This window comes from Cellulomonas soli, from assembly GCF_052036975.1.
In the GTDB taxonomy this organism is placed as follows: Bacteria; Actinomycetota; Actinomycetes; order Actinomycetales; family Cellulomonadaceae; genus Cellulomonas; species Cellulomonas soli_A.
Window position 1 is genome coordinate 161,830 of record NZ_JBQIAR010000003.1, and the last position, 26,288, is coordinate 188,117.

At 72.7% G+C, this 26,288-nt stretch carries 23 protein-coding genes; 1 reads left to right on the forward strand and 22 read right to left on the reverse strand.

The features are described 5' to 3' along the window. Positions 1-12: 12 nt before the first annotated feature. From ACTHAM_RS04665 to ACTHAM_RS04685, 5 genes are all read right to left on the reverse strand, one after another. On the reverse strand, positions 13-1,611 hold the full coding sequence (locus ACTHAM_RS04665) for a methyl-accepting chemotaxis protein (RefSeq protein WP_440684846.1): 1,599 nt from the start codon (positions 1,609-1,611) through the stop codon (positions 13-15). Between the two features lie 158 nt (positions 1,612-1,769). After that, positions 1,770-3,377 carry a methyl-accepting chemotaxis protein gene (locus ACTHAM_RS04670; protein ID WP_440684848.1) on the reverse strand — a complete coding sequence of 536 codons (1,608 nt, stop codon included), beginning with the start codon at positions 3,375-3,377 and terminating at the stop codon, positions 1,770-1,772. Positions 3,378-3,516: 139 nt separating this feature from the next. Next, positions 3,517-5,154 (reverse strand): methyl-accepting chemotaxis protein, encoded by a 1,638-nt coding sequence (locus ACTHAM_RS04675; protein WP_440684850.1) that lies wholly within the window; start codon positions 5,152-5,154, stop codon positions 3,517-3,519. 68 nt (positions 5,155-5,222) lie between these two features. Beyond that, positions 5,223-6,323 (reverse strand): multiple monosaccharide ABC transporter substrate-binding protein, encoded by a 1,101-nt coding sequence (chvE, locus tag ACTHAM_RS04680; RefSeq protein ID WP_440684852.1) that lies wholly within the window; start codon positions 6,321-6,323, stop codon positions 5,223-5,225. Between the two features lie 29 nt (positions 6,324-6,352). After that, the gene (locus tag ACTHAM_RS04685) at positions 6,353-7,966 is read right to left on the reverse strand and encodes a methyl-accepting chemotaxis protein (RefSeq protein ID WP_440684854.1); all 1,614 of its coding nucleotides are present in this window, start codon (positions 7,964-7,966) and stop codon (positions 6,353-6,355) included. A 237-nt stretch (positions 7,967-8,203) separates the two neighbouring features. On the opposite strand from ACTHAM_RS04685, the gene ACTHAM_RS04690 reads away from it, so the two are divergent. Next, on the forward strand, positions 8,204-9,679 hold the full coding sequence (locus ACTHAM_RS04690; RefSeq protein ID WP_440684856.1) for a family 43 glycosylhydrolase: 1,476 nt from the start codon (positions 8,204-8,206) through the stop codon (positions 9,677-9,679). Between the two features lie 72 nt (positions 9,680-9,751). Here ACTHAM_RS04690 and ACTHAM_RS04695 read toward each other — a convergent pair whose 3' ends face one another. The 17 genes from ACTHAM_RS04695 to ACTHAM_RS04775 form a co-directional block, all read right to left on the reverse strand. Next, the gene (locus ACTHAM_RS04695) at positions 9,752-11,395 is read right to left on the reverse strand and encodes a methyl-accepting chemotaxis protein (protein WP_440684858.1); all 1,644 of its coding nucleotides are present in this window, start codon (positions 11,393-11,395) and stop codon (positions 9,752-9,754) included. Between the two features lie 238 nt (positions 11,396-11,633). Then, positions 11,634-12,047: a chemotaxis protein CheW gene (locus tag ACTHAM_RS04700; protein WP_440684860.1), complete on the reverse strand. Its 414-nt coding sequence runs from the start codon at positions 12,045-12,047 to the stop codon at positions 11,634-11,636. Continuing rightward, entirely contained in the window at positions 12,044-14,506 is a 2,463-nt protein-coding gene (locus ACTHAM_RS04705; protein ID WP_440684862.1) for a chemotaxis protein CheW, read from the reverse strand. The genes ACTHAM_RS04700 and ACTHAM_RS04705 overlap by 4 nt, the downstream gene beginning before the upstream one ends. Before the next feature lie 45 nt (positions 14,507-14,551). After that, a complete protein-coding gene (csrA, locus tag ACTHAM_RS04710; RefSeq protein ID WP_440684864.1) occupies positions 14,552-14,842 on the reverse strand; it encodes a carbon storage regulator CsrA in 291 nt (96 codons plus the stop codon). A gap of 49 nt (positions 14,843-14,891) precedes the next feature. Then, positions 14,892-16,271, reverse strand: coding sequence for a hypothetical protein (locus tag ACTHAM_RS04715; RefSeq protein WP_440684866.1), 1,380 nt, complete (start codon positions 16,269-16,271; stop codon positions 14,892-14,894). Beyond that, entirely contained in the window at positions 16,249-18,315 is a 2,067-nt protein-coding gene (locus ACTHAM_RS04720) for a flagellar biosynthesis protein FlhA (protein WP_440684868.1), read from the reverse strand. The genes ACTHAM_RS04715 and ACTHAM_RS04720 overlap by 23 nt, the downstream gene beginning before the upstream one ends. Continuing rightward, on the reverse strand, positions 18,312-19,538 hold the full coding sequence (locus tag ACTHAM_RS04725; RefSeq protein WP_440684870.1) for an EscU/YscU/HrcU family type III secretion system export apparatus switch protein: 1,227 nt from the start codon (positions 19,536-19,538) through the stop codon (positions 18,312-18,314). The genes ACTHAM_RS04720 and ACTHAM_RS04725 overlap by 4 nt, the downstream gene beginning before the upstream one ends. Next, positions 19,535-20,302, reverse strand: a complete 768-nt coding sequence (locus tag ACTHAM_RS04730) for a flagellar biosynthetic protein FliR (protein ID WP_440684872.1) — start codon at positions 20,300-20,302, stop codon at positions 19,535-19,537. The genes ACTHAM_RS04725 and ACTHAM_RS04730 overlap by 4 nt, the downstream gene beginning before the upstream one ends. A 1-nt stretch (position 20,303) precedes the next feature. Then, entirely contained in the window at positions 20,304-20,576 is a 273-nt protein-coding gene (fliQ, locus tag ACTHAM_RS04735; protein WP_440684874.1) for a flagellar biosynthesis protein FliQ, read from the reverse strand. A 6-nt stretch (positions 20,577-20,582) separates the two neighbouring features. Further along, positions 20,583-21,344, reverse strand: coding sequence for a flagellar type III secretion system pore protein FliP (gene fliP, locus ACTHAM_RS04740; protein ID WP_440684876.1), 762 nt, complete (start codon positions 21,342-21,344; stop codon positions 20,583-20,585). Next, a complete protein-coding gene (locus tag ACTHAM_RS04745; RefSeq protein WP_440684878.1) occupies positions 21,341-21,877 on the reverse strand; it encodes a flagellar biosynthetic protein FliO in 537 nt (178 codons plus the stop codon). Before ACTHAM_RS04745 ends, fliP begins: the two co-directional genes overlap by 4 nt. After that, positions 21,877-22,584 carry a flagellar motor switch protein FliN gene (gene fliN / locus ACTHAM_RS04750; RefSeq protein ID WP_440684880.1) on the reverse strand — a complete coding sequence of 236 codons (708 nt, stop codon included), beginning with the start codon at positions 22,582-22,584 and terminating at the stop codon, positions 21,877-21,879. The genes ACTHAM_RS04745 and fliN overlap by 1 nt, the downstream gene beginning before the upstream one ends. Further along, positions 22,584-23,531, reverse strand: a complete 948-nt coding sequence (locus tag ACTHAM_RS04755; protein WP_440684882.1) for a flagellar motor switch protein FliM — start codon at positions 23,529-23,531, stop codon at positions 22,584-22,586. The genes fliN and ACTHAM_RS04755 overlap by 1 nt, the downstream gene beginning before the upstream one ends. 168 nt (positions 23,532-23,699) lie before the next feature. Next, positions 23,700-24,233, reverse strand: a complete 534-nt coding sequence (locus ACTHAM_RS04760; protein ID WP_440684884.1) for a flagellar basal body-associated FliL family protein — start codon at positions 24,231-24,233, stop codon at positions 23,700-23,702. A gap of 2 nt (positions 24,234-24,235) precedes the next feature. Further along, positions 24,236-25,144, reverse strand: coding sequence for an OmpA/MotB family protein (locus tag ACTHAM_RS04765; protein ID WP_440684886.1), 909 nt, complete (start codon positions 25,142-25,144; stop codon positions 24,236-24,238). Next, positions 25,141-25,914, reverse strand: coding sequence for a motility protein A (locus ACTHAM_RS04770; protein WP_440684888.1), 774 nt, complete (start codon positions 25,912-25,914; stop codon positions 25,141-25,143). The genes ACTHAM_RS04765 and ACTHAM_RS04770 overlap by 4 nt, the downstream gene beginning before the upstream one ends. Next, positions 25,914-26,213, reverse strand: coding sequence for a flagellar FlbD family protein (locus ACTHAM_RS04775; RefSeq protein WP_440684890.1), 300 nt, complete (start codon positions 26,211-26,213; stop codon positions 25,914-25,916). Before ACTHAM_RS04775 ends, ACTHAM_RS04770 begins: the two co-directional genes overlap by 1 nt. Between the last annotated feature and the right edge of the window lie 75 nt (positions 26,214-26,288).

Consider the following 26,288-nt stretch of genomic DNA (forward strand, 5'->3'; position numbering starts at 1 on the left):
GCAGGAGGCCGGTCAGAAGCGGAACGCGGCGACCTGCCGGCGGAGGTCGCCGGACAGCTGGGCCAGCTCGCTGACCTGGTCGGAGACCGCGCCCACGGCCTGCGTGGACGACTGGGCGGCGGTGGCCACACCCGTGATGTTGACGGCGATCTCACCGGACCCGGTGGCGGCCTCGGCCACACCGCGGGACATCTCGTTGGTCGTGGCCGTCTGCTCCTCGACCGCCGAGGCGATCGTGAGCTGGTAGTCGTTGATGGAGGCGATGATGGAGGCGATCTCCCCGATCGCGGCCACCGCACCGGTGGTGTCGGCCTGGATGGCCTCGACCCGGCGGGCGATGTCCTCGGTCGCCTTGGCCGTCTCCGAGGCCAGGTCCTTGACCTCACCGGCCACCACGGCGAAGCCCTTACCGGCCTCCCCCGCACGCGCCGCCTCGATCGTCGCGTTCAACGCCAGCAGGTTCGTCTGCTCCGCGATCGAGGTGATCACCTTGACCACGTTGCCGATCTCCTGGCTCGACGTGCCCAGGCGGGCGACCTGGTCGTTGGCCGAAGCCGCCACGGTCGTGGCCGCACCGGCGACCTTCGCCGCCTCCGTCGCGTTCTGCGCGATCTCCCGGATCGACGCGCCCATCTCCTCGGCACCAGCCGCCACGGCCTGCACGTTGCGCGAGACCTGCTCCGCGGCCGCGGCCACGACACCGGCCTGCGCCGAGGTCTCCTCCGAACCCGCCGACACCTGCGACGACGCCGCCGACAACTCCTCGGCCGCCGCCGCCACCGACCCGGCGGTCTCCACGACACCGGCCAGCGTGGCCCGCAGCGCGTCCTGGGCCGTGCCCAGCGACCGGGCCATCTGACCCAGCTCGTCCGAGGAGGTCACCTCGGCGCGCACCGTCAGGTCACCCGTGGCCAGGGCGTCGATCGCCACCTGCAGCGACTGCACCGAGCGGCGCAGCGCGGCGGCGAACCACAGCCCGAGCACCACCAGCAGCACGATGCCCGCCGCCAGCACGACGCCGATCAGCACCACGGTGCGAGTCGCCTCGGCCTCGGCGTCGGAGGCCACCCGGGCCAGGTCCTCGGCCACGGTCACCTCGACCGCACCCAGGCTCTCGACCATCTGCCCACCGACGGCACCCAGGCCGTCGCGAGCCGCCTGGAAGCCGGCACGGTCGCCCGCGCGAGCCGGCACCACGAGCGTCTCGTCGACACCGGAGCGGTAGCCATCGAGCGCGGTGAGGAACTCGTCGAAGTCCCCCGGCAACTGCTCGCCGGACTGCGCGTAGGCCTCCGTGAACGCCGTCACGGCCTCGTCGAGCCCGTCGCTGGCGGCCACGTAGGCGCTGACCTTCTCCTCGACGTCGCTGCCGACGAAGATGCCGATCACCGAGACCGAGTTGCGCATGGTCCACAGCGCGTTCTTGAGGTTGCTGAGCGAGGCGGTCACCGAGGTCTGCGTCTGCGCCATCTCGGCGGTCGTCGCGCGCAGACGCGTCGTGCTGGTCATGGCGACCACGCCGAGCGTGAGCGCGACCGCGGCGGCTGCTGCGACGATCCCGAGCACCTTGGCCCGCACGGTGCGCCTGGCGGTGGATCCGGACTGCGACATGAGTGCTCCTCGACGGAGGGCGCGGCGTCGGGGCCGCTCACCTCACTGATCGACCGGGGCAGGCCAGGTGTGACGAGGACGACACCACCAAGGGGGTGACAACCGGAGATTTCACCCCCCGGTGGCCACCACCCCTCGGGGCGGTCGAGCGGGTCGCGTCAGAGGCGGAACGAGGCAACCTGCTGGCGGAGGTCTCCGGACAGCTGGGCCAGCTCGGCGACCTGCGCCGAGACGGACCCGACGGCTGCGGTCGACGACTGCGCGGCGGTGGCCACACCTGTGATGTTGACGGCGATCTCGCCGGACCCGGTGGCGGCCTCGGCCACACCGCGGGACATCTCGTTGGTGGTGGCCGTCTGCTCCTCGACCGCCGAGGCGATCGTGAGCTGGTAGTCGTTGATGGAGGCGATGATGGAGGCGATCTCCCCGATCGCGGCCACCGCACCGGTGGTGTCGGCCTGGATGGCCTCGACCCGGCGGGCGATGTCCTCGGTCGCCTTGGCCGTCTCCGAGGCCAGGTCCTTGACCTCCCCGGCCACCACGGCGAAGCCCTTACCGGCCTCCCCCGCACGCGCCGCCTCGATCGTGGCGTTCAACGCCAGCAGGTTCGTCTGCTCCGCGATCGACGTGATCACCTTCACCACGTTGCCGATCTCCTGGCTCGACGTGCCCAGGCGGGCGACCTGGTCGTTGGCCGAGGCCGCCACGGTGGTGGCCGCACCGGCGACCTTCGCCGCCTCCGTCGCGTTCTGCGCGATCTCCCGGATCGACGCGCCCATCTCCTCCGCACCAGCCGCCACGGCCTGCACGTTGCGCGAGACCTGCTCCGCGGCCGCGGCCACGACACCGGCCTGCGCCGAGGTCTCCTCCGAACCCGCCGACACCTGCGACGACGCCGCCGACAGCTCGTCCGCGGCCGCCGCCACCGAACCCGCCGTGGCCACCACACCCGCGACCAGACCGCGCAGGCTGTCCTGCGTCGTCTGCAGCGCGATCACCAGGCGGCCGATCTCGTCCTGGCCGTCGACCGTGGTCGCCACGGTCAGGTCGCCCTCACCCACCGCCGCCAGCGCACGGGCCGTCGAGTCGAGACGACGACGGATCGAGCGGGCCACGACGAACGCCAGGACGAACGCGAGCAGCGCACCGATGCCGAAGGCGACCAGCACCTGCACCCGCGAGGTCTGCACGAGCTCCTGGGTGTGCGTGGACAGGGCCGCTGCCTGCTCCTCCTGCGCGGCCGTCTCGACCTGGATCGCGTCCATCACCCCGGTGGTCAGCGGTCGGATCGTCTCCTGGAAGAACGCACCGAACGCCTCGGTGTCGCCGGCGTCCGCGAGCGGGAACAGCTCACCGTGCGCGGCGGAGTAGTAGGCGTCGAACGCGCCGACCATGGCGTCGACGGCAGCGTCGTCGACCGCGACGGCCCGGTAGGCCTCGACCAGGGCGTCCAGCTCGACCCGACGCTCGTCCAGCTCGGTGGCCAGCTCGGCGCGCGTCTCGGCGTCCGCGATGCCGTACTGGATGACGCGCGCGCGGTCACCCTGGTAGGCGCGCTGGATCTCGGTGAGCTGCGTCAGGGGAACCACGCGCGACTCGTACATCGCGGCGGCGTCGGCGCGCAGGGCGTTGACGGCCTGCAGGGCGACGGTCGTCACCAGCAGGGCCGCGGCGGCCATGACGGCCACCACCACGACGATCTTGGTGAGCACGGACCGGTCGGCCCAGGCTCGGCGTCCGGCGTCGGGGGTGCGGGCGGTGCTCATCGGTGCTCCTCGGATCGAAAGCCTGCTGTCCGTCCCATCGACGCCACGGGGCGTGCCGTGAGAACTCCGTGGAAGGACCTCTCTCGGCACGCCCCGTGTGCGTGCGCCGGCGTCGGGCGCCGGCTGATCGTGCGACCCGTCAGAAGGTGAACGCGTCCACCCGTCCGCGCAGGTCGGCGGCCATCTGCGCGAGCTCGGAGACCGAACCGCCCATCTGGCTGAGCACCTGCGCCGAGGTGGAGGCCGCGGTGGCGACGCCGGTGATGTTCACCGCGATCTCACCCGACCCGGTCGCCGCCTCGCCGACACCGCGGGACATCTCGTTGGTCGTCGCCGTCTGCTCCTCGACCGCGCTGGCGATGGTCAGCTGGTAGTCGTTGATGCTGGCGATGATCGCCGAGATCTCCCCGATGGCCTCCACCGCGCCGGTGGTGTCGGCCTGGATGGCCTCGACCCGACGGGCGATGTCCTCGGTGGCCTTGGCCGTCTCCTGCGCCAGCTCCTTGACCTCCCCGGCCACCACCGCGAAGCCCTTGCCGGCCTCCCCGGCCCGGGCCGCCTCGATGGTCGCGTTCAACGCCAGCAGGTTCGTCTGCTCCGCGATGGACGTGATCACCTTGACCACGTTGCCGATCTCCTGCGACGAGGCACCCAGACGGGCGACCTGCTCGTTGGTGGCCTGCGCCACCCCCGTGGCCGCCCCGGCAACCTTGGCCGCCTCCGTCGCGTTCTGCGCGATCTCCCGGATGCTGGCACCCATCTCCTCCGCACCAGCCGCCACCGCCTGCACGTTGCGGGACACCTGCTCCGCGGCCGCCGCCACGACACCCGCCTGCGCCGAGGTCTCCTCCGACCCCGCCGACACCTGCGACGCCGCCGCCGACAGCTCCTCCGAGGCCGCCGCCACCGACGCCGCCGTCTCCACGACACCGGACAACGTGGCCCGCAACGCACCCTGGGCCCGGCCCAGCGACGCCGACATGCGACCCGTCTCGTCACCGGACTCCACCGGCGCGTGCACCGTCAGGTCACCCTCGGCCAGGGCGTCGAGCGCCGCCCCCACCCCGCGCACCGCGCGGGACAGGCGCCGCACGACCGCCATCGCCAGCAGACCGGACACCGACGCGCCGATGATGAACGAGACCGCCAGGATCATGATCGTGCGGTCCACCTCGGACTGACCGGCCGCCAGGATCTCGTCGACCGACGCCCCGACCTGGCCCTCGGCCAGCGACAGCGCACGGCCCGCCCAGTCCGGGTCGGCCGCGACGCTGGCGTCGATCGCCGCCGCGAGGCCCGCCTCGTCACCGGCCTGCACCAGCGGCATCAGCGTCGTGTCGCGGTAGGCCACCCACGCGTCCCACCGGACCACGAAGTCCGACCACTGCGCCGTGTCCGACTGCGGGAACTCCTCGATCGTGGCGACCTGACGGTCCACGTCCGCGTCGACCCACGCCGAGGACTCCAGCAGCTGGGTGCGCACGGCCTCGTCCGAGGCCGAGGCGGCCCGGCGCACCAGCACGTGGCTGCGCGCCTGGTCGGCACGCAGCTGCGACATCGCCGACTGCAGCTGACCGGTCAGCACCGACATCTCACGCAGGTTCTCGCCCGCCCGCCACAGGGCCACCGCGCCGAGCGCGCCGACCATGGCGAACACGGTGCCCAGCACCAGCATCGCCACAGCGATCTTGGCGCCCACCGGGCGGTCCCAGAACCATGCCGCGCGGCTGCTGCGAGCCTCGCCCTGCGGAATCCACTCCTCGTTCGTCCCGACCATCGTCGTCGTCCCGCCTGTCCTGGGTGCCGAACCTGACTGCGCTGCCCGCGTGCTCACGAACCCGGCGCTCACAGGTCCGCCGCCTCGTAGTAGCCGCTCTCGATCAGCACGGCCTCGTAGTTCTCGACCGTCACCAGCTGCGGTGCCAGCAGGTACGAGGGCACGACCTTCTGGCCGTTGTCGTACGTGGCGGTGTCGTTGACCTCGGGCTCCGTGCCGTCCAGCAGCGCGCGCACCATCGAGACGGCGACCTCGGCCAGCTGGCGGGTGTCCTTGTAGACCGTCGCGTACTGCTCACCCGCGACGATCGACTTCACCGAGTCGAGCTCGGCGTCCTGACCCGAGACGACCGGGAGCGGCCCTCCGAGCGTCGAGACGGTCTCGAGGATGCTGCGGGAGATGCCGTCGTACGGCGAGAGCACACCGTCCAGGTGCAGCCCGGTGCCCTGGTACGCGGGCAGCAGCGTGGCCATGCGCTCCGCGGCGACGTCACCGGACCAGCCCTGCGTGGCGATCGTGGCGAAGTCCGTCTGCCCCGAGGGCACCACGAGCACACCGGAGTCGATCAGCGGGGTGAGGACCGACATCGCGCCGTTGTAGAACACCGTCGCGTTGTTGTCGTCCGAGGAGCCGGCGAACAGCTCGACGGCGAACGGACCCGACGCAGCCGTGCGCTGGCCCGACGCGTCGAGCACACCCAGGCCCTGCAGCAGCGAGTTGGCCTGCAGGACGCCGACCCGCCAGTTGTCGAACGAGGCGTAGTAGTCGACGTCCGGCGAGTCCCGGATCAGCCGGTCGTACGACACGATCGGGATGTCCTTCTCGGCCGCCTGCGCCAGCACGTCCTTCAGCGCGGTGCCGTCGATCGCCCCGACGATCAGCGCGTCGGCGCCGCCGTCGACCATCGCCTGCAGCTGCGCGACCTGCGTGGGCACGTCGTCCTCGGCGTACTCCAGCTCGACCGTGTAGCCGAGCGCGTCGAGCTGGCGCTGCAGGTTCTCCCCGTCGGCGATCCACCGGGCCGACGTCGTCGTGGGCATGGCGACACCGACCAGGGGGGCGTCGCCGGCGGCGTCACCCGACGCGCCGGAGCACCCCGCCAGACCCGCGGTGGCGGTCAGTCCCAGGACGAGGGCGGCCGCCCTGCGTCGCATCCTGTTGCCTGTCATCGCTGATTCCTCTCACCCATCGTCGGGTGTCAGTAGGTGAACTGCCCGACGGCGCCGCGTACGTCGACGGCGAGCCGGGCCAGCTCTGCGGTGGATACGGTCATCTGGGTGGTGACCGCACTGGTCGCGCCGGCGGCGGTGGCGACGCCGACGATGTTCTCTGCGATCTCGCGGGCGCCCGAGGCGGCCTCGGTCACGCTCCGGCTCATCTCGTTCGTCGTGGCCGTCTGCTCCTCGACGGCCGACGCGATGGTCAGCTGGTAGTCGTTGATCGAGGCGATGATCTGGGAGATCTCCCCGATCGCCGCGACAGCCGTGGCGGTCTGCGCCTGGTTCTTGGCGATGCGGGCCCCGATGTCCTCGGCCGCCCGCGCGGACTCCTGCGCGAGCTCCTTGACCTCACCGGCCACGACCGCGAACCCCTTGCCCGCCTCACCGGCGCGCGCGGCCTCGATGGTCGCGTTCAGCGCCAGCAGGTTCGTCTGCTCCGCGATGGACGTGATGACCTTCACGACCGCGCCGATCTCCTGCGCGGACGCCCCGAGCTCGTTCACGGTGTCCGCGGTCGTCTGCGAGTAGCTCACCGCCTGCGCGGCGACCCGGGTGGCCTCGGTCGCGTTCTGCGCGATCTCACGGATCGAGGCCCCCATCTGCTCCGCACCGGTGGAGACGGCCTCGACGTTCCGGGAGACCTGCTCGGCGGCCGCGGCGACGACACCCGCCTGCGCCGAGGTCTCCTCCGACCCGGCGGCGACCTGCGTCGACCCGGCGGAGAGCTCCTCGGCGGCGGAGGCGACGGTCTCGGCGGTGGCGCCGACCGAGGTCATGGTCTGCCGCAACCACTCGAGCGCGCGGGTGAGCGAGGCGGCCATGCGGCCGAGCTCGTCCTGGGTGTCCACGGCCGGCGGGCGGGTGAGGTCACCGGCGGCGAGCGCCTCCAGGCTCTCCCCGACCACGGCGACCGTCCGCACCACCGAGCGCACGACGCGCACCGCGAGGAAGCCGCCGAGCGCCAGACCGACCAGCAGGGCGATGACCAGCAGGCGCTGCAGGTTCGCGGCCTGTCGCGTGCCCGCGTCGTTGAGCTCGGTGGCGTGCGCGGCACGCGCGTCGCCCTCGGCGGTGAGGATGTCGAGCGCCGCGTCGGCGTGCGCGTACAGCGTGCTCTCGTACAGCGCGTGCAGGTCGACGTCCTGTCCGCTCTCGGAGGCCAGGATCGCGGTCATCCACTCGTCGTCGATCGCGTCGTGGAACGCCGTGAGCTCGTCGACGAACGGCCCCTGCATGTCAGCCGTCAGCGCCTGCCCCGCGTACTCCTGGGCCTGCTCGATCAGATGTGCACCGCGCTCGTCGAGCTCGGCGACCAGGTCGGCCCGGTCCTGCGGGTTCGCGAACGCCAGCACGTTCGCCCGCACCCGGCTGCCCTGCACGTCGCGCTGCATGTCGGCGAGGGCGACCAGCGGGTCGACGGACTCGTCGTACATCTGCTGCTGACCCTCGCTCAACGAGCGGGAGACCACGATGCCGAGGACCCCCATCACGGAGGCGACCAGCGCGAGCAGGCCGACCGCCACCCCGATCCGGACCCCGATGGGGCGGTCGACGAAGCGGCGGCGGGCGGTGGGCGGTGCGGCAGACGACACAGGCGGGCTCCAAGACGTGTGGGGGTATGCGCCCTTCCCATCGGCCGCCCAGCCCGCTCACTGACCGGAATCACGCGGTTGCGTGCACCGCGAGCGTCCTGCCGGGTGGAACCGCAGGTCGCAGCGGTGCGGTTGACTGTGACGTGCGCGCGGCCGTCACCGCTGCACGGCCGGCCGCCACCCGTATCACCCGTCGCCACCGCATCGTCGCGGCCGACCGCCACCCCGAGGGAGAGCATGAACGAGCACCCCGTCATCGCCGGGTTCCACCCCGACCCGACCATCTGCCGGGTCGGCGACGACTACTGGCTCGCGACGTCGTCGTTCGAGTACGTGCCCGGGGTCCCGGTGTTCCACAGCCGCGACCTGGTGCACTGGGAGCAGGTCGGCAACGCGCTCGAGCGACCCACCCAGCTGCCCACCGCGGGCCTGGTGAGCAACCGCGGTGTCTACGCCCCGACCCTGCGGCACCACGACGGGCGGTTCTGGCTGATCACCACCGACGTCTCGGCCGGCGACGGGCTCGGGCACCTGATCGTCACCACCACCGACCCCCGTCAGGGATGGTCCGACCCGGTGCGCACCCCGGGCCTGCTGGGCATCGACCCCGACCTGGCGTGGGACGAGGACGGTCGCTGCTACCTGACATGGGCGGCGTACGCCGACGGCGCCAGCCGGATCCTGCAGGTCGAGCTGGACACCACGACGGGGGCCTCGTTGACCGAGCCGCGCTCGCTGTGGAGCGGGACCGGACTGGCCAGCCCCGAGGCGCCGCACCTGTACCGGGTCGGCGACTGGTGGTACCTGCTGATCGCCGAGGGCGGCACGGAGCGCGGGCACTGCGCGTCGGTGGCGCGCTCGCGGCACGTCACCGGCCCGTTCGAGGGTGCGCCCACCAACCCGGTGCTGACGCACCGCAGCACCGGGTGGCCCGTGCAGAGCACCGGGCACGCGGACATGGTGGAGCTGGCCGACGGCAGCTGGGCCGCGGTGCACCTGGGGGTGCGGACGGCCGGCTGGACGCCGCTGTACCACGTCAACGGCCGGGAGACCTTCCTCACGGGCATCGACTGGGTGGACGGATGGCCGGTGTTCGTCGAGGACCGGTTCACGGTCGAACCGCAGGACCACTCGTTCGTCGAGACGTTCCCCGCCGGTCCGCTGCACCCCCGGTGGGTGTGCCCGGGGGCCCACCCGGACTCGTTCACCAGCCGCGAGGGCGACGGCCCGCTGCTGCTGCACGCCGCCGCCGAGCCGGGCCCGGAGCCGCGGCTGCTGTCGGTGCGGGCACGCGACCCGCGCTGGCACGTGCAGGCGGTCCTCGACGTGAGCGCCGGCACCGCCCGTCTGGTGGTGCGAGTGGACTCGCGCCACTGGTACGCCCTCGAGGCCGACCCGACCGGTGTGCGGGTGCGCGTCCAGGTGGGCCCGTTCGAGCAGGTCGTCCACGAGGTCGCCGCCCCGGGCGAGGACCGGGTGGTGCTGCACGTGCGCAGCACCGACCCGTCCGACGGGCCGCAGGGCTTCCCGGAGGGGCCTGACGACATCGAGCTCGGGGTCGACGGGCCGGACGGCTACGTGCGCCTGGCGGCCCTCGACGGGCGCTACCTGTCGACCGAGGTGGCCGGTGGGTTCACCGGGCGGGTCGTGGGGGTGCTGCCGGTGGCCGGCACGGTCGGGCTGCACGAGGTGCGGTACACGACGGTCGCCTGAACGACGACGGCACGGCCCCCCGCTGACCGGGGTGGCCGTGCCGTCGTGCTGGTCCCTGCGGGTGCTGGGGCCTCAGAAGGTGAAGGCGTCCACCCGGCTGCGCAGGTCGGCGGCCATCTGCGCCAGCTCGGAGACCGAGCCGCCCATCTGACCGAGCACCTGCGACGACGTGTGCGCCGCGGAGGCGACACCCGTGATGTTGACGGCGATCTCGCCGGACCCGGTGGCGGCCTCGGCCACACCGCGGGACATCTCGTTGGTGGTGGCCGTCTGCTCCTCGACCGCCGAGGCGATCGTGAGCTGGTAGTCGTTGATGGAGGCGATGATGGAGGCGATCTCCCCGATCGCGGCCACCGCACCGGTGGTGTCGGCCTGGATGGCCTCGACCCGGCGGGCGATGTCCTCGGTCGCCTTGGCCGTCTCCGAGGCCAGGTCCTTGACCTCCCCGGCCACCACGGCGAAGCCCTTGCCGGCCTCGCCTGCGCGGGCCGCCTCGATCGTGGCGTTGAGCGCCAGCAGGTTCGTCTGCTCCGCGATGGACGTGATCACCTTGACGACGTTGCCGATCTCCTGGCTGGAGGCACCCAGGCGGGCGACCTGGTCGTTGGCCGACGCCGCCACGGTCGTGGCCGCCCCGGCGACCTTCGCCGCCTCCGTCGCGTTCTGCGCGATCTCCCGGATCGACGCGCCCATCTCCTCGGCACCAGCAGCCACCGCCTGCACGTTGCGGCTGACCTGCTCGGCCGCCGCCGCGACCACACCGGCCTGCGCCGAGGTCTCCTCCGAACCCGCCGACACCTGCGACGACGCCGCCGAGAGCTCCTCGGCCGCCGCCGCGACCGACGCCGCGGTCTCCACGACACCGGACAGGGTCGCCCGCAGCGCGTCCTGCGCACTGGTCAGCGACGCCGCCATCTGGCCCAGCTCGTCGGCCGAGGTCACGTCGGCGCGCACCGTCAGGTCGCCGTCCGCCATGGCGGTCAGCGCGCGCTGCACGCGGTCGGTCGCCCGACGGATCTGCCGGGCGATGACCCAGCCGACCAGCGCGAGCAGCGCTGCGGAGGCCACCAGCACGACCACGACGATGGTGATCGCCCGGGACGCCTGAGCTTCGGCCTGGGTGCCCACACCGTCGATGTAGTTGTCGATGTCCGCCGCCGTCGCGTCGAGCGCGTCGACGTACGTGTCCTTCAGCGGCTCCGTGACCTCCTCGAGCACCCGCTCGTACTCGGGAACGTCGTTCGCCAGCGCGGCCGGGACCAGCTGGGAGTCACGAGCCTCGCGCCACGCCTGGTACGCGGGGACGAAGTCGGCCCACGGCTGGACGATCGTGCCGCCGGCCTCCTCGAACGCGGCGATCGCGGCGTCGACCTCGGCGTCGTTCTCCGCCTGGTCCGCGACCCACGCCTCCTCGGCCTCCGGCGAGCGGACCGCGGCGATCTGCGCCGCGATCATGCGGCCCTTGAGCTGGCCCTGGTGCACGGTCTGCAACGGCGCCTGCATGTCGTTGACGATGTCCGCGATGGAACGCGTCTGGTCGGCGACCGTCTTCAGCTGCATCAGCGTGAACGTGCCGACGCCAGCGGACAGGACCACCGCGAGCGCCATGAGGGACAGGATCTTGGTGCGCACACCGCGGTCGCCGAACCAGGCCGACCGCGGTCGGCGCGAGGCTCGCAGCGACGGCGTCGCAGCGCCGATCGTCGAAGACGACATGGTGACTCCTCCCGACGAGACCCCGGTGGCCTCGACAGAAGTCCGATCGGCCATCCGGGGGACCTCGTGAGTGTGACTCACCGGTAACCACCGGGTGAAAGGCCTGCACCTGGGTCCAAGTACCCAGGCGCAGGCCACGGGCACGGCACGAGGCCCGCACCCCCGGGGGCGGGGTACGGGCCTCGTGGTCGTGCACCGCCGGCCACCCACCGTCGTGGCAGGCCGGTCATCCGAGGGGTCAGGCCGCGGCGGCCTGATCCACGTCGAGGATCAGCAGCAGACCCTCCTCGCGCTTGTGCGCGCCCAGCACCAGCGAGCGCATCCCCGACGCGAGCGTCTCGGGCGGCGCCTCGAAGGTCTCCGGGCCCACGTCGACGACGTCGCCGATCTCGTCGACCAGCAGGCTCACCGGCTCGCCGGCCACCTGCACCACGACCATCATCGGCTCGGCGTCGGCGCGACGGGCCAGGCCCAGGCGCGTGCGCAGGTCGACGGTGAGGACGACCTGGCCACGCAGGTTGACCAGACCGGCCACCGTGTCGGGGGAAAGCGGCACACGGGTGCGGGTGTGCGAGCGCAGGGCCTCCTGCACACGCAGCACGTCGATCCCGTACAGGCTGCCGTCCAGCGTGAACGTCACGTACTGGCTCATCGGTTCGCTCCCACCAGGTCGGAGTGGGCGACCAGACCATCGTCGACGGCCGGGTCGTCGTAGAACGCGGCATCCGCCGCGAGGATCGCCGTGCGCACGTCGAGCAGCTCGGTGACCCGGTCACCGAGGACCGTCGAGCCGACCAGGCCCGCGTCCTCGATGTCGGAGTGCCGCCCGGCGTCGTCGTCGACGATGTCGACGATCTCGTGCACGACCATGCCGACGCTGCGCCCGCCGCGGCTGTAGACCACGACCAGCAGCTCGTCGGACTGCTCGGAGCCGTACGCCCCGAGGATCCGGTCAAGCCGGGCCAGCGGCAGGATCGTGCCGCGGTACTGCACGACCTCGCGCCCACCGACCAGCTCGACCTGCGTGGCCTCCACGTGCTCCAGGCGGGCCACGGACGCCAGCGGCATCGCGACCCGACGGCCGCCGCCGATGCCCACGACGAGCACCTGCTCGACCTCGGTGGCACGGGTGGTCTGAGCCTGCGCGCGGGCCTGGTCGCGGGTCATGCCGTCGATCTCGCCGACCATCGCCCGGCGGGCCAGGGCCTGCACGTCGAGGATCAGCGCGACGCGGCCGTCACCGAGCACCGTCGCCCCGGAGTACGCCCCGATGGACTTCAACCGGGCCGAGAGTGGCTTGACGACGATCTCCTCGGTGTTCAGCACCCGGTCGACCAGCAGGCCGAAGCGCTGGTGGTCGGCCTGCACGACCGCGATCACGGCCGGCTGGTCGGGCACCGCGTCGCCGCTGCCGGCACCGTCGAGCTGCAGCACCGACGCGAGCGAGACCAGCGGGAGCAGCTCACCGCGCAGCCGGTACACCGGTGCGGCGTGCACGTACTCGATGCCCGACCCGGCGCGCTGCCCCTGCCCGTCGAGAGCGACGAGCTCGAGCAGGTTGACCTGCGGCACCGCGTACATGTCACCGGAGCACTCCACGGTGAGCGCCGGCATGATCGCCAGCGTCAGCGGGATGCGCAGCCGCCAGACCGTGCCGACACCCACGACCGACTCGACGTCGACGTTCCCGCCGATGCCCTCGATCTTGGTGCGGACCACGTCCATGCCGACGCCACGTCCGGAGACGTTCGTGACGGCCTCGGCGGTGGAGAAGCCCGGCAGGAACAGCAGCTGGAGCAGCTCGGCCTGGCTGGCCGCGGCCAGCTGCTCGGCAGTCCGCAGACCACGCTGCAGGGCCTTGGCGGAGACCTTGTCGGTGTCGATGCCACGACCGTCGTCGGCGACCTCCACGACCACCTGACCGCCCGCGTGGTACGCACGCAGGCTCAGCAGGCCCTTGGCGGGCTTGCCCGCCGCGGTGCGCTCGTCGGCCGGCTCGATGCCGTGGTCGACCGCGTTGCGCACCAGGTGCGTCAGCGGGTCCTTGACGGCCTCGAGCAGACCCCGGTCGAGCTCGGTGTCACCACCGGTCATCTCCAGCTGCACCTCGCGGTGGCAGGCGGCGGCCAGGTCACGCACGATGCGCGGCATCTTCGACCACACGTGCTCGATGGGCTGCATGCGCGTCTTCATGACGCCCTCCTGCAGCTCACCGGCGATGAGGTTGAGGCGCTGCGCGGAGCGGGCCAGGTCGACGTCCTCGGTGCCCGTGGCCAGCCGGCTGATCTGGTTGCGGGCCAGCACCAGCTCGCCGACCTGACGCATGAGCGCGTCGAGCAGGTCGACGTCGACACGGATCGAGGTGTCGGCGGCACCGCGCAGGGTGCCGACCTCCTCGACGGGGGCCTGCTCCACGACGGGCGGACGGCCCTGGGCAGGCAGCACGGGCCCGGCGGCGGCGGGGGCCGCCACAGCGGGCGCGGCGGGTGTGGGTACCGGTGCGGGCTGCTCTGCGACCACCGGGACCACCTCCTCGACGGCGGGGGCCGGTGCGTCCTGGACGGGCGCCTCGGCGACGGGTGCGGGCTGGGGGGGTTGGGCCTCGGCCACGGGCTGAGCGGGCTCAGCCGGCTCGGCGGCGGGCTCGACCGGTGCGGGCGTCGCCGGTGCGACGTCGACCGGTGCGGGCGCGGCGGGGGGCTCGGCGGCGGGCTCGTCGCCCGGCACCTCGGCCCGCACGGCTTCCAGGGCCGCCATGCAGGCATCCACCGACACGGCCCCCTCGGTGCCGTCGACCTCGATGGCCTGCAGGATCTCGCGCACCGTGTCCGTCAGGAGCAGCAGCACGTCCGTCGTGCGCTGGTCCATCTGGCGGCGTCCGTCCCGCAGCTCCACGAGCAGGTTCTCCCCGATGTGGGTGACCTTCTCGAGCTTGCCGAACGCGAGGAACCCGCTGGTCCCCTTGATGGTGTGGATCGTCCGGAAGATGCTGCTCAGCAGCGGGCGCGATCCCGGCGACTCCTCGAGTGCGACCAGGTCGCGGTCCAGCTGGTCGAGGTTCTCGTGACTCTCGACCAGGAACTCACGGACGATCTCGTCGACGTCCTCCACGGCTTCCTCCCGACCGCCGTGGACCGTGTGTCCCGGCGAACGACCTCATCGGTCGTCGGAGGATGTTGCTGAGGGGTCCTCGGGGGTGAGGCCCGCTGCCGGCGGGACCAGTCGACGCAGGGCGGCTGCGGTCGCCGCGGCCTCGGCGTCGTCGTTCGTGGCGGACTCGGCGTTCGCGGCCTGCACGGCCTCGAGCACCTCGGCCCGGTGCACGCGCACGTCACGGGGGGCGTCGATGCCCAGTCGGACGCCGTCGCCCCGGACCTCGATCACCGTGAGGACGATCCCGTCGCCGATGACGAGACGTTCCCCGACACGACGGCTGAGCACGAGCATGCGGCGACCTTACCGCCCGGACGGGCGGTAGACGGCGACGGCGGGCCGGTCAGCCCCAGCCGGCGTCGGGCACGGCGGCGCCCGCCAGGCTCGCGGACAGCACGGAGGCCCACGCCAACGACGTGGCCGGCACACCGTCCATCCAGGCGACCGGCACCCCCAGGTCGAGCACCGTGCCGGGCTCCGCCGTGTCGAACAGCCCCCGCACGGCCACCGCGTCGACGGTGCGCTCGGGCCGCTGGGCAGCCACCTCGTCGGTCCACCGGCGCACGTCGGCGGCCTTGGTGCGGGCGTCGACCACGGCCCACACGGTGTCGCCGCGCAGCCCTCGCAGCAGACCGGCGGCGGCCGTGCGGTCGGCCTGCGTGGGGCCCACCGCGAGCGCGACGACCCAGGCGTGCGGGGCCTCGTCGGCGGTACGGCGCCACCGGGCGACGGCCTGCGGCGAGGCGAGCGGCGCACCGGGGCGGCCGGCGGAACCGCGCGGGCGGGCGTCCGCCGGCAGGTCGTCGGGTCGGCTGCCGACGGTCCCGGCACGCACGACGGCGTCCGGGGCGCACCTCAGCCGATCGGCGAGCACCGGGGCGACGGCGTCGACGTCGGCGCCCGTGCCGACGACCACGACCACGGTGCCCGGGGCGCGCGAGGGTGCGGTGACCACGGGGATGCGGGCGACGACGGCGGGCACCGTGAGGGGGCTGCCCTCGAGCAGCCGGTCGGGCACGCCGAGCCGGTGCAGGTCGTCGCGCAGGGCGCCCTCGTCGGCCGCTGACTGGCGGTCCGGTGCAGCCGGTGCCGTGTCCGTGCTGCCGGGGCGCGTCTCGCGTGTGCCTGTGGCGACCCCGTCCGGGCCGGAGTCGTCGGCGTTCACCTCGTCGGCGCCTGCCTCGTCGGCGGCGGCGTCACCGGTGTCCCCCACCCGTCGGGTGGGCCGCGCGGACGGTGGGGCCATCGGCTCGAACGGTGCGGGCACCTCGATGTCGGCCGGCGCCGGGGCGCCCGCCATGGACCGCACCAGGTCGAGCACGGAGGCGAACTCGGCACCGCCGGTCGACACGCGCGGTCCGGCGGCGGGCAGCTCACCGCCCGGGGCCTGGTCACCGCCCGAGGAGGACTCCGCGAGCGTGGACGTCCCGAGGTCGAGGGACCCGGCGGGTGTGCCGTCGGGCAGCACGTCGGCGGCGTCCGCGGCGGCCAGCAGCCCGTCGAGGCCGGCCGCGGCCCGTCGACGGGCCGTGAGCGTCAGCGGCGGGGGCGTCTCGGGGACGTCGACGGTCAGCTCGTACCGCTCCTTGGCGAAGAACCCGGCGAACCCGCCGGAGCGGATGCGCTCGGCACGGACCACCTTGGTGCCGTGGCCGTACTCGTCGCGCACGTGCGCGAGCAGCTCGGTCAGGTCGGCGCCCTCAAGCAGCAATCGCGTGGCCACTGCTCACCACCCCTGCGGTCTCGATGGTGACCCCCGTGCCGGTGACCTCACCGTAGGCCAGGACCGGCAGGCGGGGCAGGCCGAGCGAGACCAGGCGGCGCAGCGCGGGCCGGATCGCGGGCGCGCAGGCCAGCACGACGGGCCGGCCGTCGCTCTCGGCGGTCGCGACGACCTGACGCAGCTGGTTGAGGATCGCGTCCAGGACCCCGGGCTCGACGAGCAGGTGCGAGCCGCCCTCCCCCGGGCGCAGCTGCTCGAGCAGCTGGTGCTCGAGCACGGGCTCCAGCGTGACGACGCGCAGCGCACCGTCCTGCACGTGCGGCTGGGCCAGCGCCGGGCCGAGCGCGGCACGGGCGGCCTCCACGAGCCCCTCGGGGTCGGTCGAGGTGCGGGCGCGCAACGACAGCGCCTCGTAGATGCGGGCCAGGTCGCGGATGGGGACCTCCTCGGCGAGCAGGCCCTGCAGCACGCGCTGCACCTCCCCCAGCGTGAGCAGGCTGGGCACGAGCTCCTCGACGACCGAGGGGTTGACCCGCTTGAGCGCCTCGGTGAGCATCCGCACGTCCTCCCGGCCGAGCAGGCGGCCGGCGTTCTGCGTGATGAGCGAACCCAGGTGCGTGATGAGCACCGACACGCGGTCGACGACCGTGGCACCGGTCAGCTCGGCGGCGTGCCGCAGCTCGGCGGGCACCCACTTGCCGGGCAGCCCGAACACGGGCTCGGTGACCAGCGTGCCGGGCAGCGAGGCCAGGTCGTCGCCGAGGGCCAGCACGCGCCCGCCGGGGGCCTCGCCGCGGCCGACCTCGACGCCGGCGATGCGCACCACGTAGGTGGAGCGCGGCAGGTCGACGCTGTCGCGGGTGCGCACGGGCGGCACGACGATGCCCAGCTCGAGGGCGATCTTGCGGCGCAGGCCGCGCACACGGGCCAGCAGGTCCGCCTCGGGGCCCTGGCCGACCAGGTCGACCAGGTCGGGGGCGAGCAGCACCTCGAGGGTGTGCACGCGCATCTGCTCGATGAGCTGCTCGGGGGTGTCGGCCGGGGTGCCGCCGGCGGCCACGGTGGGGCTGGCTGCGGCCGCGAGCGCGGCCTCCTCCTCACGCGCCTGCGAGGCCCGCACCCGCTGGGCCAGGACCAGCAGACCGCAGCCGACCAGCAGGAACGGCAGCTTCGGCATACCGGGCAGCAGCGCCAGCGCGATAGCTCCCCCACCGGCGATGTACAGGGCCTGCTTGGACTGCAGCAGCTGGGTGGCGGCCGCCGTGCCCATGTCGCCCTCGGCCGTGGCGCGGGTGACGACGATGCCGGTGGACACCGACAGCAGCAGCGCGGGGATCTGCGTGACCAGGCCGTCGCCGATGGTCATCAGGCTGAACTTCTCCAGCGACTCCTGCGCGGTCAGGCCCATCTGCAGCATGCCGATGACGAAGCCGCCGATGAGGTTGATGACGGTGATGATGATGCCGGCGATCGCGTCGCCCTTGACGAACTTCGACCCACCGTCCATGGCGCCGTAGAAGTCGGCCTCGGCGGCCACGTCGGAGCGGCGCTTGCGGGCGGTGTCCTCGTCGATGAGACCCGAGTTGAGGTCGGCGTCGATGGCCATCTGCTTGCCGGGCATCGCGTCGAGGGTGAACCGGGCGCCGACCTCGGCGACACGGCCGGCGCCGTTGGTGATGACCACGAACTGGATGACGACCAGGATCAGGAAGATCACCAGGCCGATGACCAGCGACCCGCCGACCACGAAGTGCCCGAACGCGTCGATCACCTCGCCCGCGAACCCGTCACGCAGCACGAGCCGGGTGGAGGCCACGTTCAGGCCGAGCCGGAACAGCGTGAACACCAGGATCAGCGAGGGGAAGATCGAGAAGTCGAGCGGTCGCTTGACGTACATGCTGGTCATGAGGATCACCAGCGAGGCGGTGATGTTCACGGCGAGCAGCACGTCGAGCATCTGCGAGGGCAGCGGGATGACCAGCAGCAGCACGATGCCGACGACGCCGGCGGGCACTGCCATCTGGGCGATCGGCCGGTTCTTCACGGGCGGGCCTCCGTCGGGTCGAGCGGGGTCGTCACGGGTGTGGTGCGGATGGCCGGCGCGCGGCGTGCGGCACGGGCGGCGCGGGCGCGGCGCTTGGCCTCACGTGCGGCGGCACGGTGGTCGGTGGGGGCCTCGGCGGGCAGCGCGGTGCCGCCGGGGACCCGGTGCTGGCCGGTGCTGGCGCCGCGTCGGCGCAGGGCCATGACGAACGCGAGCACGCGGGCCACAGCGGTGAACAGGTGCTCGGGGATCTCCTGGCCCACCTCGCACGCCGCGTGCAGCGCGCGGGCCAGGGGGATGTCCTCGACCATCGGCACCTGGTGCTCGGTGGCCTCGGCGCGGATGCGGGCCGCGAGCGCCCCGGAGCCCTTGGCGACGACCTTCGGGGCGCCGGAGCCGGGTTCGTAGCGCAGTGCGACGGCCACGTGCGTGGGGTTGACCAGGACCACGTCGGCCTGCGCGACCGCGGCCATCATGCGGTTGCGGCTCATGGCCATCTGCTTGGCCCGGATCGCGCCCTTGACCTGCGGGTCGCCCTCGGACTTCTTGTGCTCCTCCTTGACCTCGCGCAAGGTCATGCGGGTCTGCTTGCGGTTGCGCTTCATGACCACGACGAGGTCGGCCACGCCGAGCAGCAGACCGGCCACGATGCCGAACCGCAGCAGGCTCGCGGTGCCGCCGGCGGCCGTGTCGAGCAGCTGCTGCAACGGCAGGCGCCCCGACACGGTCAGCACGGGCACCAGGCCCTGCACGACGACCAGCAGCACGAGCGCGACCACACCGGTCTTCAGCAACGTCTTGACGCCCTGCCACCACGCCTGCGGGCCGAACAGCTTCTTGGCGCCGGCCGTGGGGTTCAGGTGCTCCACGTGCAGCTTGAGCTTGCGCACGTGGATGCCGCCCTGCGCGGCCGCGACCGCCACGGCGGCCAGCGCGACGACCGCCAGCAGGGGGGCCAACGTCGGCACGATCGAGCGCAGGCCGTCGCCGAGCACCTGGGTGACGCTCACGGAGGCCGGGTCGAGGGCCACGTCACGCACGGTCGCCAGCTGCCCGACGGCGGCGCTCCGGGCGCGCGAGATGACCCCGGGGAGCATGAGCATCGCGACGCCCAGACCCACCCAGGCGGACAGGTCCTGCGACGTGGACAGGCCGCCCTTGCGTCGCACGTCCTTCATGCGCTGCGGGCTGGCCTTCTGGTTGCGCTCCTGGCCGTCGCTCACGGCAGCACCCCCAGCATCGCCCCGAGCGAACGCCCGGTCAGGGTCTCCACCACGTGCGGCAGCGCCAGGTAGGCGAACGAGCCGAACGTCAGGGTGAGCAAGATCTTCAGCGGGAAGCCCATCGCGAAAGCGTTGAGCGCCGGTGCCACCCGGGTCAGCAGGCCCAGGCCGACATCGGCGAGGAACAGCACGACCAGCAGCGGCCCGGCGATCTGCAGGGCCGCGACGAACATCTGGGTGGTGCTCTCCACGAGCGTCGAGGAGAACGCGGGCATGTCGAGCCCGACACCCAGCGGCAACGCGTCGAAGGTGCGCACCAGGCCGGCCAGGACCAGCTGGTAGGCGTTCGAGGCGAACAGCAGGGTCAGGGCCGTCATCTGGTACAGCCGCGCGAACTGCGCACCGTTGGTCATGCTCATCGGGTCGAACGCCTGACCCATCTGGAACCCGCCGAACACGTCGATCAGCGCCCCGGCCGACTGGATCGCGTCGAAGACCAGCGCGACCAGGAACCCCAGACCGGCACCGATCGCGGCCTGCAGCACGAGCGCGCCGACGAACACCGGTGTGGTGTCCGAGGGCAGCGCCTCGAGCCGCGGTCCGACGGCGAGGGCAAGGCCGATCGCCAGGACGACCTTGACGGCGCCGGGGATCGCCCGGTGGGCGAACGGCGGGGCGATGACCAGGAACGCGGCCATGCGCACGCCGGCGAGCATCGTCGTCTCCAGCTCCGCCAGGGGCAGCGTGACCGCGACGGGGTCCACGTCAGCCCCCGACCAGGGCCGGGATGCGCGCCATCAGCTCCTGCGTGAACGTGACCAGCTCGGCGATCATCCAGTGCCCGGCGACCATGAGGGCGATCGCCGCCGCGATGGCCTTGGGCACGAAGGAGAGCGTGACCTCCTGGATCTGGGTCACGGACTGCACCAGCGAGACGATGAAGCCGACGACCAGCGCGGTGACCAGCACGGGTGCAGAGAGCTTGGCGGCCAGGATCAGGGCGTCCATGCCGATGTCGAGGACGGCGGTGGTGTCCATGCGCGATCACCCGCCGCCCGCGTAGGAGCCGACGAGCGAGGTGAGGACCATGCCCCAGCCGTCGACGAGCACGAACAGCAGCAGCTTGAACGGCAACGACACCATCGTCGGCGGCAGCATCATCATGCCCATCGACATCAGCGACGCCGAGACCACCAGGTCGATGACCAGGAACGGCACGAAGATGACGAAGCCCATGATGAACGCGGCCCGCAGCTCGGAGAGCATGAACGCCGGCACGAGCGTCGTGAACGGCACGTCCTCGGGCGACTGCGGGTTCTCCAGCTCGGCGGCCCGCGTGATCAGCGCCAGGTCCGACTCGCGCGTGTGCTCCAGCATGAAGTCCTGCAGCGGCGCCTTGCCGACGTCGACCGCCTGGGAGAACGTCAGCTCGCCCGCCAGGTAGGGCTGCACCCCGGTGTCGTTCACGTCGGACAGCACCGGTCCCATGATGAACAGCGACAGGAACAGGGCGAGCCCGGCCAGCACCTGGTTGGGCGGCACACCCTGGAGGCCGAGCGCGTTCCGGGTGATCGTCAGGACGACGAAGATCTTGGTGAAGCTCGTCATCATGATCAGCAGCGACGGCGCCACGGACAGCACCGTGATGGCCAGCAGCACCACGATCGAGCTGGACGGCGTGCCGTTGACGCCGTTGAGGCCCACGGTCACCGACTCGCCCAGGGCGGGCGCGCCGGGCGCGGTGGGCGCCGTGGGGTCCACGGGGGCGTACGGCAGCAGGGCCACGCCCAGGGTCAGCAGGTTCACCGGCGCACCGTGCGTTCCTGCAGGGCCTGCCAGGTCTGGCGCCACGTCGTCGGCGCGAGCAGCGAGCCGTGCAGCGCGGAGGTCGGACCTGCGGTGCGGGGCACGACGGCACCCACGAGCGCAGGCTCGCGCAGCTCGACGTCGGGCATCGGGGCGTCCAGGGGCGAGTCGACGGCCGTCGAGGACACGGGCGTGGTGCTCGGGGATGCCGTGGGTACAGGGGTGCGCCGCGGGCGCGGCAGCACGGCCGCCGGCGCCGCGACCGGTGCCTCCTCCTCGACCGGGTCGAGCTCGGCGAGCATCGTCACCTGCGTGTCGCCGTAGCCGACGAGCATCCGGCGGGTACCGACGGCCACCACGGCCACGCCGTTGTGCCGGCCGATGGTCTGACGACCGACCAGCCGCACGCTCGGCTCGTGCGAGGCACGCCGCGCCTGCGTCTGGCCACCCAGCCGCCGACCGGCGTACCAGATGATCCCGATGACGCAGACGAGTGCGAGCAGCACACGCAGCACGAGCAGCGGCCCCTCCATCAGCCGACCGACTCCGTGCCGGCGACGATCTCGGTGATCCGCACGCCGTAGTCCTCGTCGACGACGACGACCTCGCCGCGGGCGATCAGCCGACCGTTGACCATGATGTCCGCGGGGCTGCCCGCGGTGCGGTCCAGCTCGAGGATCGCGCCGGGCGTCAGGTCCAGCACCTGGCGCACGGGCAGCCGGGTCCGGCCGATCTCGGCGGTGAGGGTCATCTCGACGTCGTAGAGCACGCGCATGCTGGCGCGCTGCGAAGGCACGTGGTTGGCGGTTGGGCGGGTGACCTGCGGGCCGCGCAGCCGCACCGCGAACCAGGCGAGCGTGACGCCCTCGTGCTGCAGCGCGAACAGCTCGGTGTCCGCGCCGATCACGTCCGCGGTCGTCTCGGTGCGCGCGGTGTCCAGCACCCCGGCACCCAGCTCGTGGGTGGCGGCCTCCAGCGCGGGACGCAGCGCCTCGGCCGGCCCCAGCGCCGCACCGGCCTCCTGGCCCGCGGCGATCGCATCGGTGACCGCGTCACCGGCGATGATGGCCAGCTCGGCGCTGGGCGAGCCGACGAACGAGGCGACGATGGCCACGGCGTCCGACGCGGGCACCTCGCCCGCGGCCGGCACCGCGGTCAGCGGCACCGTCGAGGGCACGAGGACGGCGGCGGCCTGCGCGGCCCGCGCCGCGAGCTCTGCCGTGGCGAGCGTGGTGTTCATCAGTGGATCTCCTCGACGGTGACGACCTGGCAGGCGAGCCGGGACCCGTGGCTGCCGGCGGCGGCACGGGCGAGCACGACCCCGTCGACCACCACGTCCAGCGGACGGCTCGACGGGTGGGACAGGGGAAGCACGTCGCCGACCTGCAGGTCGACCACGTCGCGGGGGTGGACGGTGATGGGCGTGAACCGCACCGCCACCGGCACCGGGACCTCCTGGACGGCCTTCTCCAGGTCGGCCTGGGCGGCCAGCGCGGCCCGACGGTCCTCCTCGGACCGGCCGTCACCACCCTCGGAGGCGCGCACCGCGGTGAGCAGCAGCTCGGCGGGCAGCATGAACGTGGCGGTGTCCTCCCGCTCGGCGGTGCGCACCGTGAACTGGGCGACGAGCACCGCGTCACCGGCGGGCACGGCCTGCACGAACTGCGGGTTGTACTGCACCGAGCGCACCGTCACCTCGAGCGGGGTGATCTGCGCGAACGCGTAGCCCAGGTCGCCGAGGGTGTGCTGCAGCAGGTCCTTGACCAAGGTGAACTCGATCTCGGTGAGCTCGCGGCCCTCGCGGTCGTCGCCGCGGCCGGCCCCGCCGAACAGGTAGTCGATCCACACCATGGCGGCACCGACGGGCAGCTGCAGCACGGCCGTCTGGCGGTTCTGCTCGACCGTGCACAGCACCATCGCGGTGGGCGTCGGGAGCGTCGAGACGTACTCGTCGTACGGCATCAGCGTCAGCTGGTCGAGCGTCGTGTGGGACAGCACGCGCAGCCGCGCGGTCATCTGGGTGCCCCACTGCCGGGCGAACCGCTCGAAGGCCATCTCGAGCAGGCGCGCGTGCTCGCGCGCGAGCGTCAGCGGGCGCCGGAAGTCGTAGAGCTCAGGCTCGGTGCTCTCCGCACCGGCACTGCTCCGCGAGCCCCGGCGGGGTCGGGCTGTCTCCTGGACCGTCACAGGCAGCCCATCGGCGGGCGCGCCGAGGTTGTGAGCAACCGGGTGCGAGAACTTCTCTCCGCGGCGTCCCCTCGTGGGACACCCCTGCGTGCGGAGCGGTGCGGCGCCCTCCGTGGCGCCCCGACTCGCCGGTGGGCAACCGGCCTGTGTGCCCTGAGCCCAGGTGGGCTACTGCGTGACGTAGTTCGTCAGGTAGACGTCCATCACCTCGCCCTCGTACGCCTCGGACAGCTGGTGGGCCAGCTCGGTCTTGAGGGCGTCACGCTGCGCGGGGTCGGAGACCTCGGCGACGGTACGCCCGGAGAACAGGGAGATCGCCAGGTCGAGGGCGACCGACGGGTCGGGCGTCTCCTCGCCGACGTCGGCCGTCAGCTGCAGGCCCAGGCCGATGCGCAGGTAGTGGCCGTCGGCCAGGTTGATGCTGATGGGCTCGACGGGCAGCACGGCACCCGCCTCGGCGGTCGGCTCGGGCGCCGGTGCGGCACCTTCCGCACCGGAGGCCTTGCCCGGACCCATCAGCAGGTACCAGGCGGCCGCGGCGGCCAGCACCACGACGACCGCTGCGACGATGATGATCAGCTTCTTCTTCGACTTCTTCGCGGGCGGCTCCGGCTCCGGCTCCGGCTTGGACGACCCGCCCCCGCCGCCGATCTTCGCCCCGATCTTCGGGCTCGACATCACCCGCTGCTCGATAGCTGCCATGGCTACTGCTCCGTCCCGTTCGCGATGCTGGGGATCAGCGCGCGCACCGTGTCCGGTGCACTGCTGAGGATGACGAGGTCGACGCGGCGGTTCTGGGTCATCGCCGCCTCGTCGGTGCCCGCCACGAGCGGCCGGGTGTCCCCGTAGCCGACCGACCTGATGCGGTTCGCCGGCATGCCGGCGCGCTCGACCAGGTGCCGCAGCACCTGCGTGGCCCGGTCGGCCGAGAGCTCCCAGTTGGTCGCGTACCGGCCGCTGACGGGCAGCGTGTTCGCGTGGCCCTCGACCGAGATCTCCTCGCTGATGGCCCGCATGGTGGGTGCGGCGACGTCGAGCACCTGACGTGCGGTGTCGGTCAGGTCCGCGCTCTCCGGCGCGAAGAACACGTCGTCGGCGACCAGACCCATCACCAGGCCCCGGTCGTCGATGCGGAACCGCACCGCGCCGTCGAGCCCGCTCTGCGCGAGCATCGTGGCGATCTGGTCACGGATCTCCTGCAGGTGCGAGGCCTCGGCCTGCGCGGCAGCCATCGTCGCGGCGTCCACCTGCGCCTGCGTCTGCGCCACCTGCGGGTTCGCGCCCTGCTCGCCCAGTCCCAGGTCGGCGTCGACCATGCCCGCGGTCCCCGGGGCAGGGTTGGCCTGCGCCATGGACTCACCGTCGAGCGTCCCGGTGGTGCCGTCCAGCACCGACGGCGACCCCATGTCGGCGAACCCCGCCGACAGCGACTCGCGCAGCGCGATGTACTTCTCCTGGTCGACCTGGCTGATCGCGAACAGCACGATGAACAAGGCCATCAGCACGGTGATCATGTCGGAGTAGCTGACCAGCCACCGCTCGTGGTTGACGTGCTCCTCCTCGTGGCCGCCACCCCGGCGCCGACCACGTCCACCCCCTGCGTGCCCACTCATGCGGCCTTCTCCTCCTTGGCCTTGCCGTCGTCGGGCAGCAGGCTGCGCAGCCGCTCGCCGACCAGACGCGGGTTGGCGCCGGCCTGGACGGCCAGCAGACCCTCGAGGGTGACCTCCATCTGGGTGCACTCCAGGTCGGAGATGCGCCGGATGCGGGCGCCGATCGGCAGCCACACGACGTTGGCGGACAAGATGCCCCACAGGGTCGCGACGAACGCCGCAGCGATCGAGTGGCCCAGCGCGGACGGGTCGGCCAGGTTCTCCAGCACGTGCACCAACGAGATGACCGTGCCGATGATGCCGATCGTGGGGGCGTAGCCGCCCATGTCGGCGAAGTACTTGGCGTGCACGCGGTCCCGCGTGCGCTTGGTGGCGATGCGGTCCTCGAGGATGATCCGCAGGTCCTCCGGGTCCGTCCCGTCGATCGCGGCCTGCAGGCCGCTGCGCAGGAACGGGTCGTCGATGGTGCGGGCGGCGTCCTCGAGCGCGAGCAGACCCTCACGGCGGGCCCGGTCGGCCAACGACACGACCGTCTCGACCGTCGCGGACGGGTCCGGCGCCTTGCTGCGCATCGCCCGGGGCACCGCGGCGAACGACTCGATGACGTCCTTGATGGTGTGGCCGGCGATGCCCACACCGATCGTGCCCACCCACACCAGCAGCAGCGGTGCGGGCAGGAAGATCGACATGGGGTCGGCGCCCTCGAGGAGCAGGGCGCCGAAGATCGCACCGAAGCCGAGGACCAGCCCGATGATGCCTGCGGGGTCCATCAGCGGCTCCTCGGACGCAGCGGCACCGCGGGTGCCAGCGGATGCTCGTCCTCGGCGCCGTCGTCGTCCTGGTCCTGCACGACCTCGAAGCGCGGTTCGGCCTTGAGCTCGCGGGCGCGGGCCAGCAGCAGCGAACGGTGCTCGTTCACGCGGTCGATCACCTCCTGCATCGACTCCTCGACGATGAACTTCGACCCGTCGATGAGGGTGAGGATGGTGTCGGGCGCACTGTCGATGCGCTGGACGAGGTCCGGGTTCACCCCGAACTGGCCCCCGTTGAGGCGCGTCACAACGATCACGGCTTGGTCCCGTCCCTGGTCACAGTCCTGCAGCGGCGTACGCCGCCCGGGCCCGTCCGTGGGCCCTTGCACCCC

Bases quoted from the DNA above. Each gene is read 5' to 3' on its own strand.
- ACTHAM_RS04665 (WP_440684846.1), bottom strand. From the start codon at position 1,611: ATGTCGCAGTCCGGATCCACCGCCAGGCGCACCGTGCGGGCCAAGGTG.
- ACTHAM_RS04670 (WP_440684848.1), bottom strand. From the start codon at position 3,377: ATGAGCACCGCCCGCACCCCCGACGCCGGACGCCGAGCCTGGGCCGAC.
- ACTHAM_RS04675 (WP_440684850.1), bottom strand. From the start codon at position 5,154: ATGGTCGGGACGAACGAGGAGTGGATTCCGCAGGGCGAGGCTCGCAGC.
- chvE (WP_440684852.1), bottom strand. From the start codon at position 6,323: ATGACAGGCAACAGGATGCGACGCAGGGCGGCCGCCCTCGTCCTGGGA.
- ACTHAM_RS04690 (WP_440684856.1), top strand. From the start codon at position 8,204: ATGAACGAGCACCCCGTCATCGCCGGGTTCCACCCCGACCCGACCATC.
- ACTHAM_RS04695 (WP_440684858.1), bottom strand. From the start codon at position 11,395: ATGTCGTCTTCGACGATCGGCGCTGCGACGCCGTCGCTGCGAGCCTCG.
- ACTHAM_RS04700 (WP_440684860.1), bottom strand. From the start codon at position 12,047: ATGAGCCAGTACGTGACGTTCACGCTGGACGGCAGCCTGTACGGGATC.
- csrA (WP_440684864.1), bottom strand. From the start codon at position 14,842: ATGCTCGTGCTCAGCCGTCGTGTCGGGGAACGTCTCGTCATCGGCGAC.
- fliQ (WP_440684874.1), bottom strand. From the start codon at position 20,576: ATGGACACCACCGCCGTCCTCGACATCGGCATGGACGCCCTGATCCTG.
- ACTHAM_RS04745 (WP_440684878.1), bottom strand. From the start codon at position 21,877: ATGGAGGGGCCGCTGCTCGTGCTGCGTGTGCTGCTCGCACTCGTCTGC.
- fliN (WP_440684880.1), bottom strand. From the start codon at position 22,584: ATGAACACCACGCTCGCCACGGCAGAGCTCGCGGCGCGGGCCGCGCAG.
- ACTHAM_RS04760 (WP_440684884.1), bottom strand. From the start codon at position 24,233: ATGGCAGCTATCGAGCAGCGGGTGATGTCGAGCCCGAAGATCGGGGCG.
- ACTHAM_RS04765 (WP_440684886.1), bottom strand. From the start codon at position 25,144: ATGAGTGGGCACGCAGGGGGTGGACGTGGTCGGCGCCGGGGTGGCGGC.
- ACTHAM_RS04770 (WP_440684888.1), bottom strand. From the start codon at position 25,914: ATGGACCCCGCAGGCATCATCGGGCTGGTCCTCGGCTTCGGTGCGATC.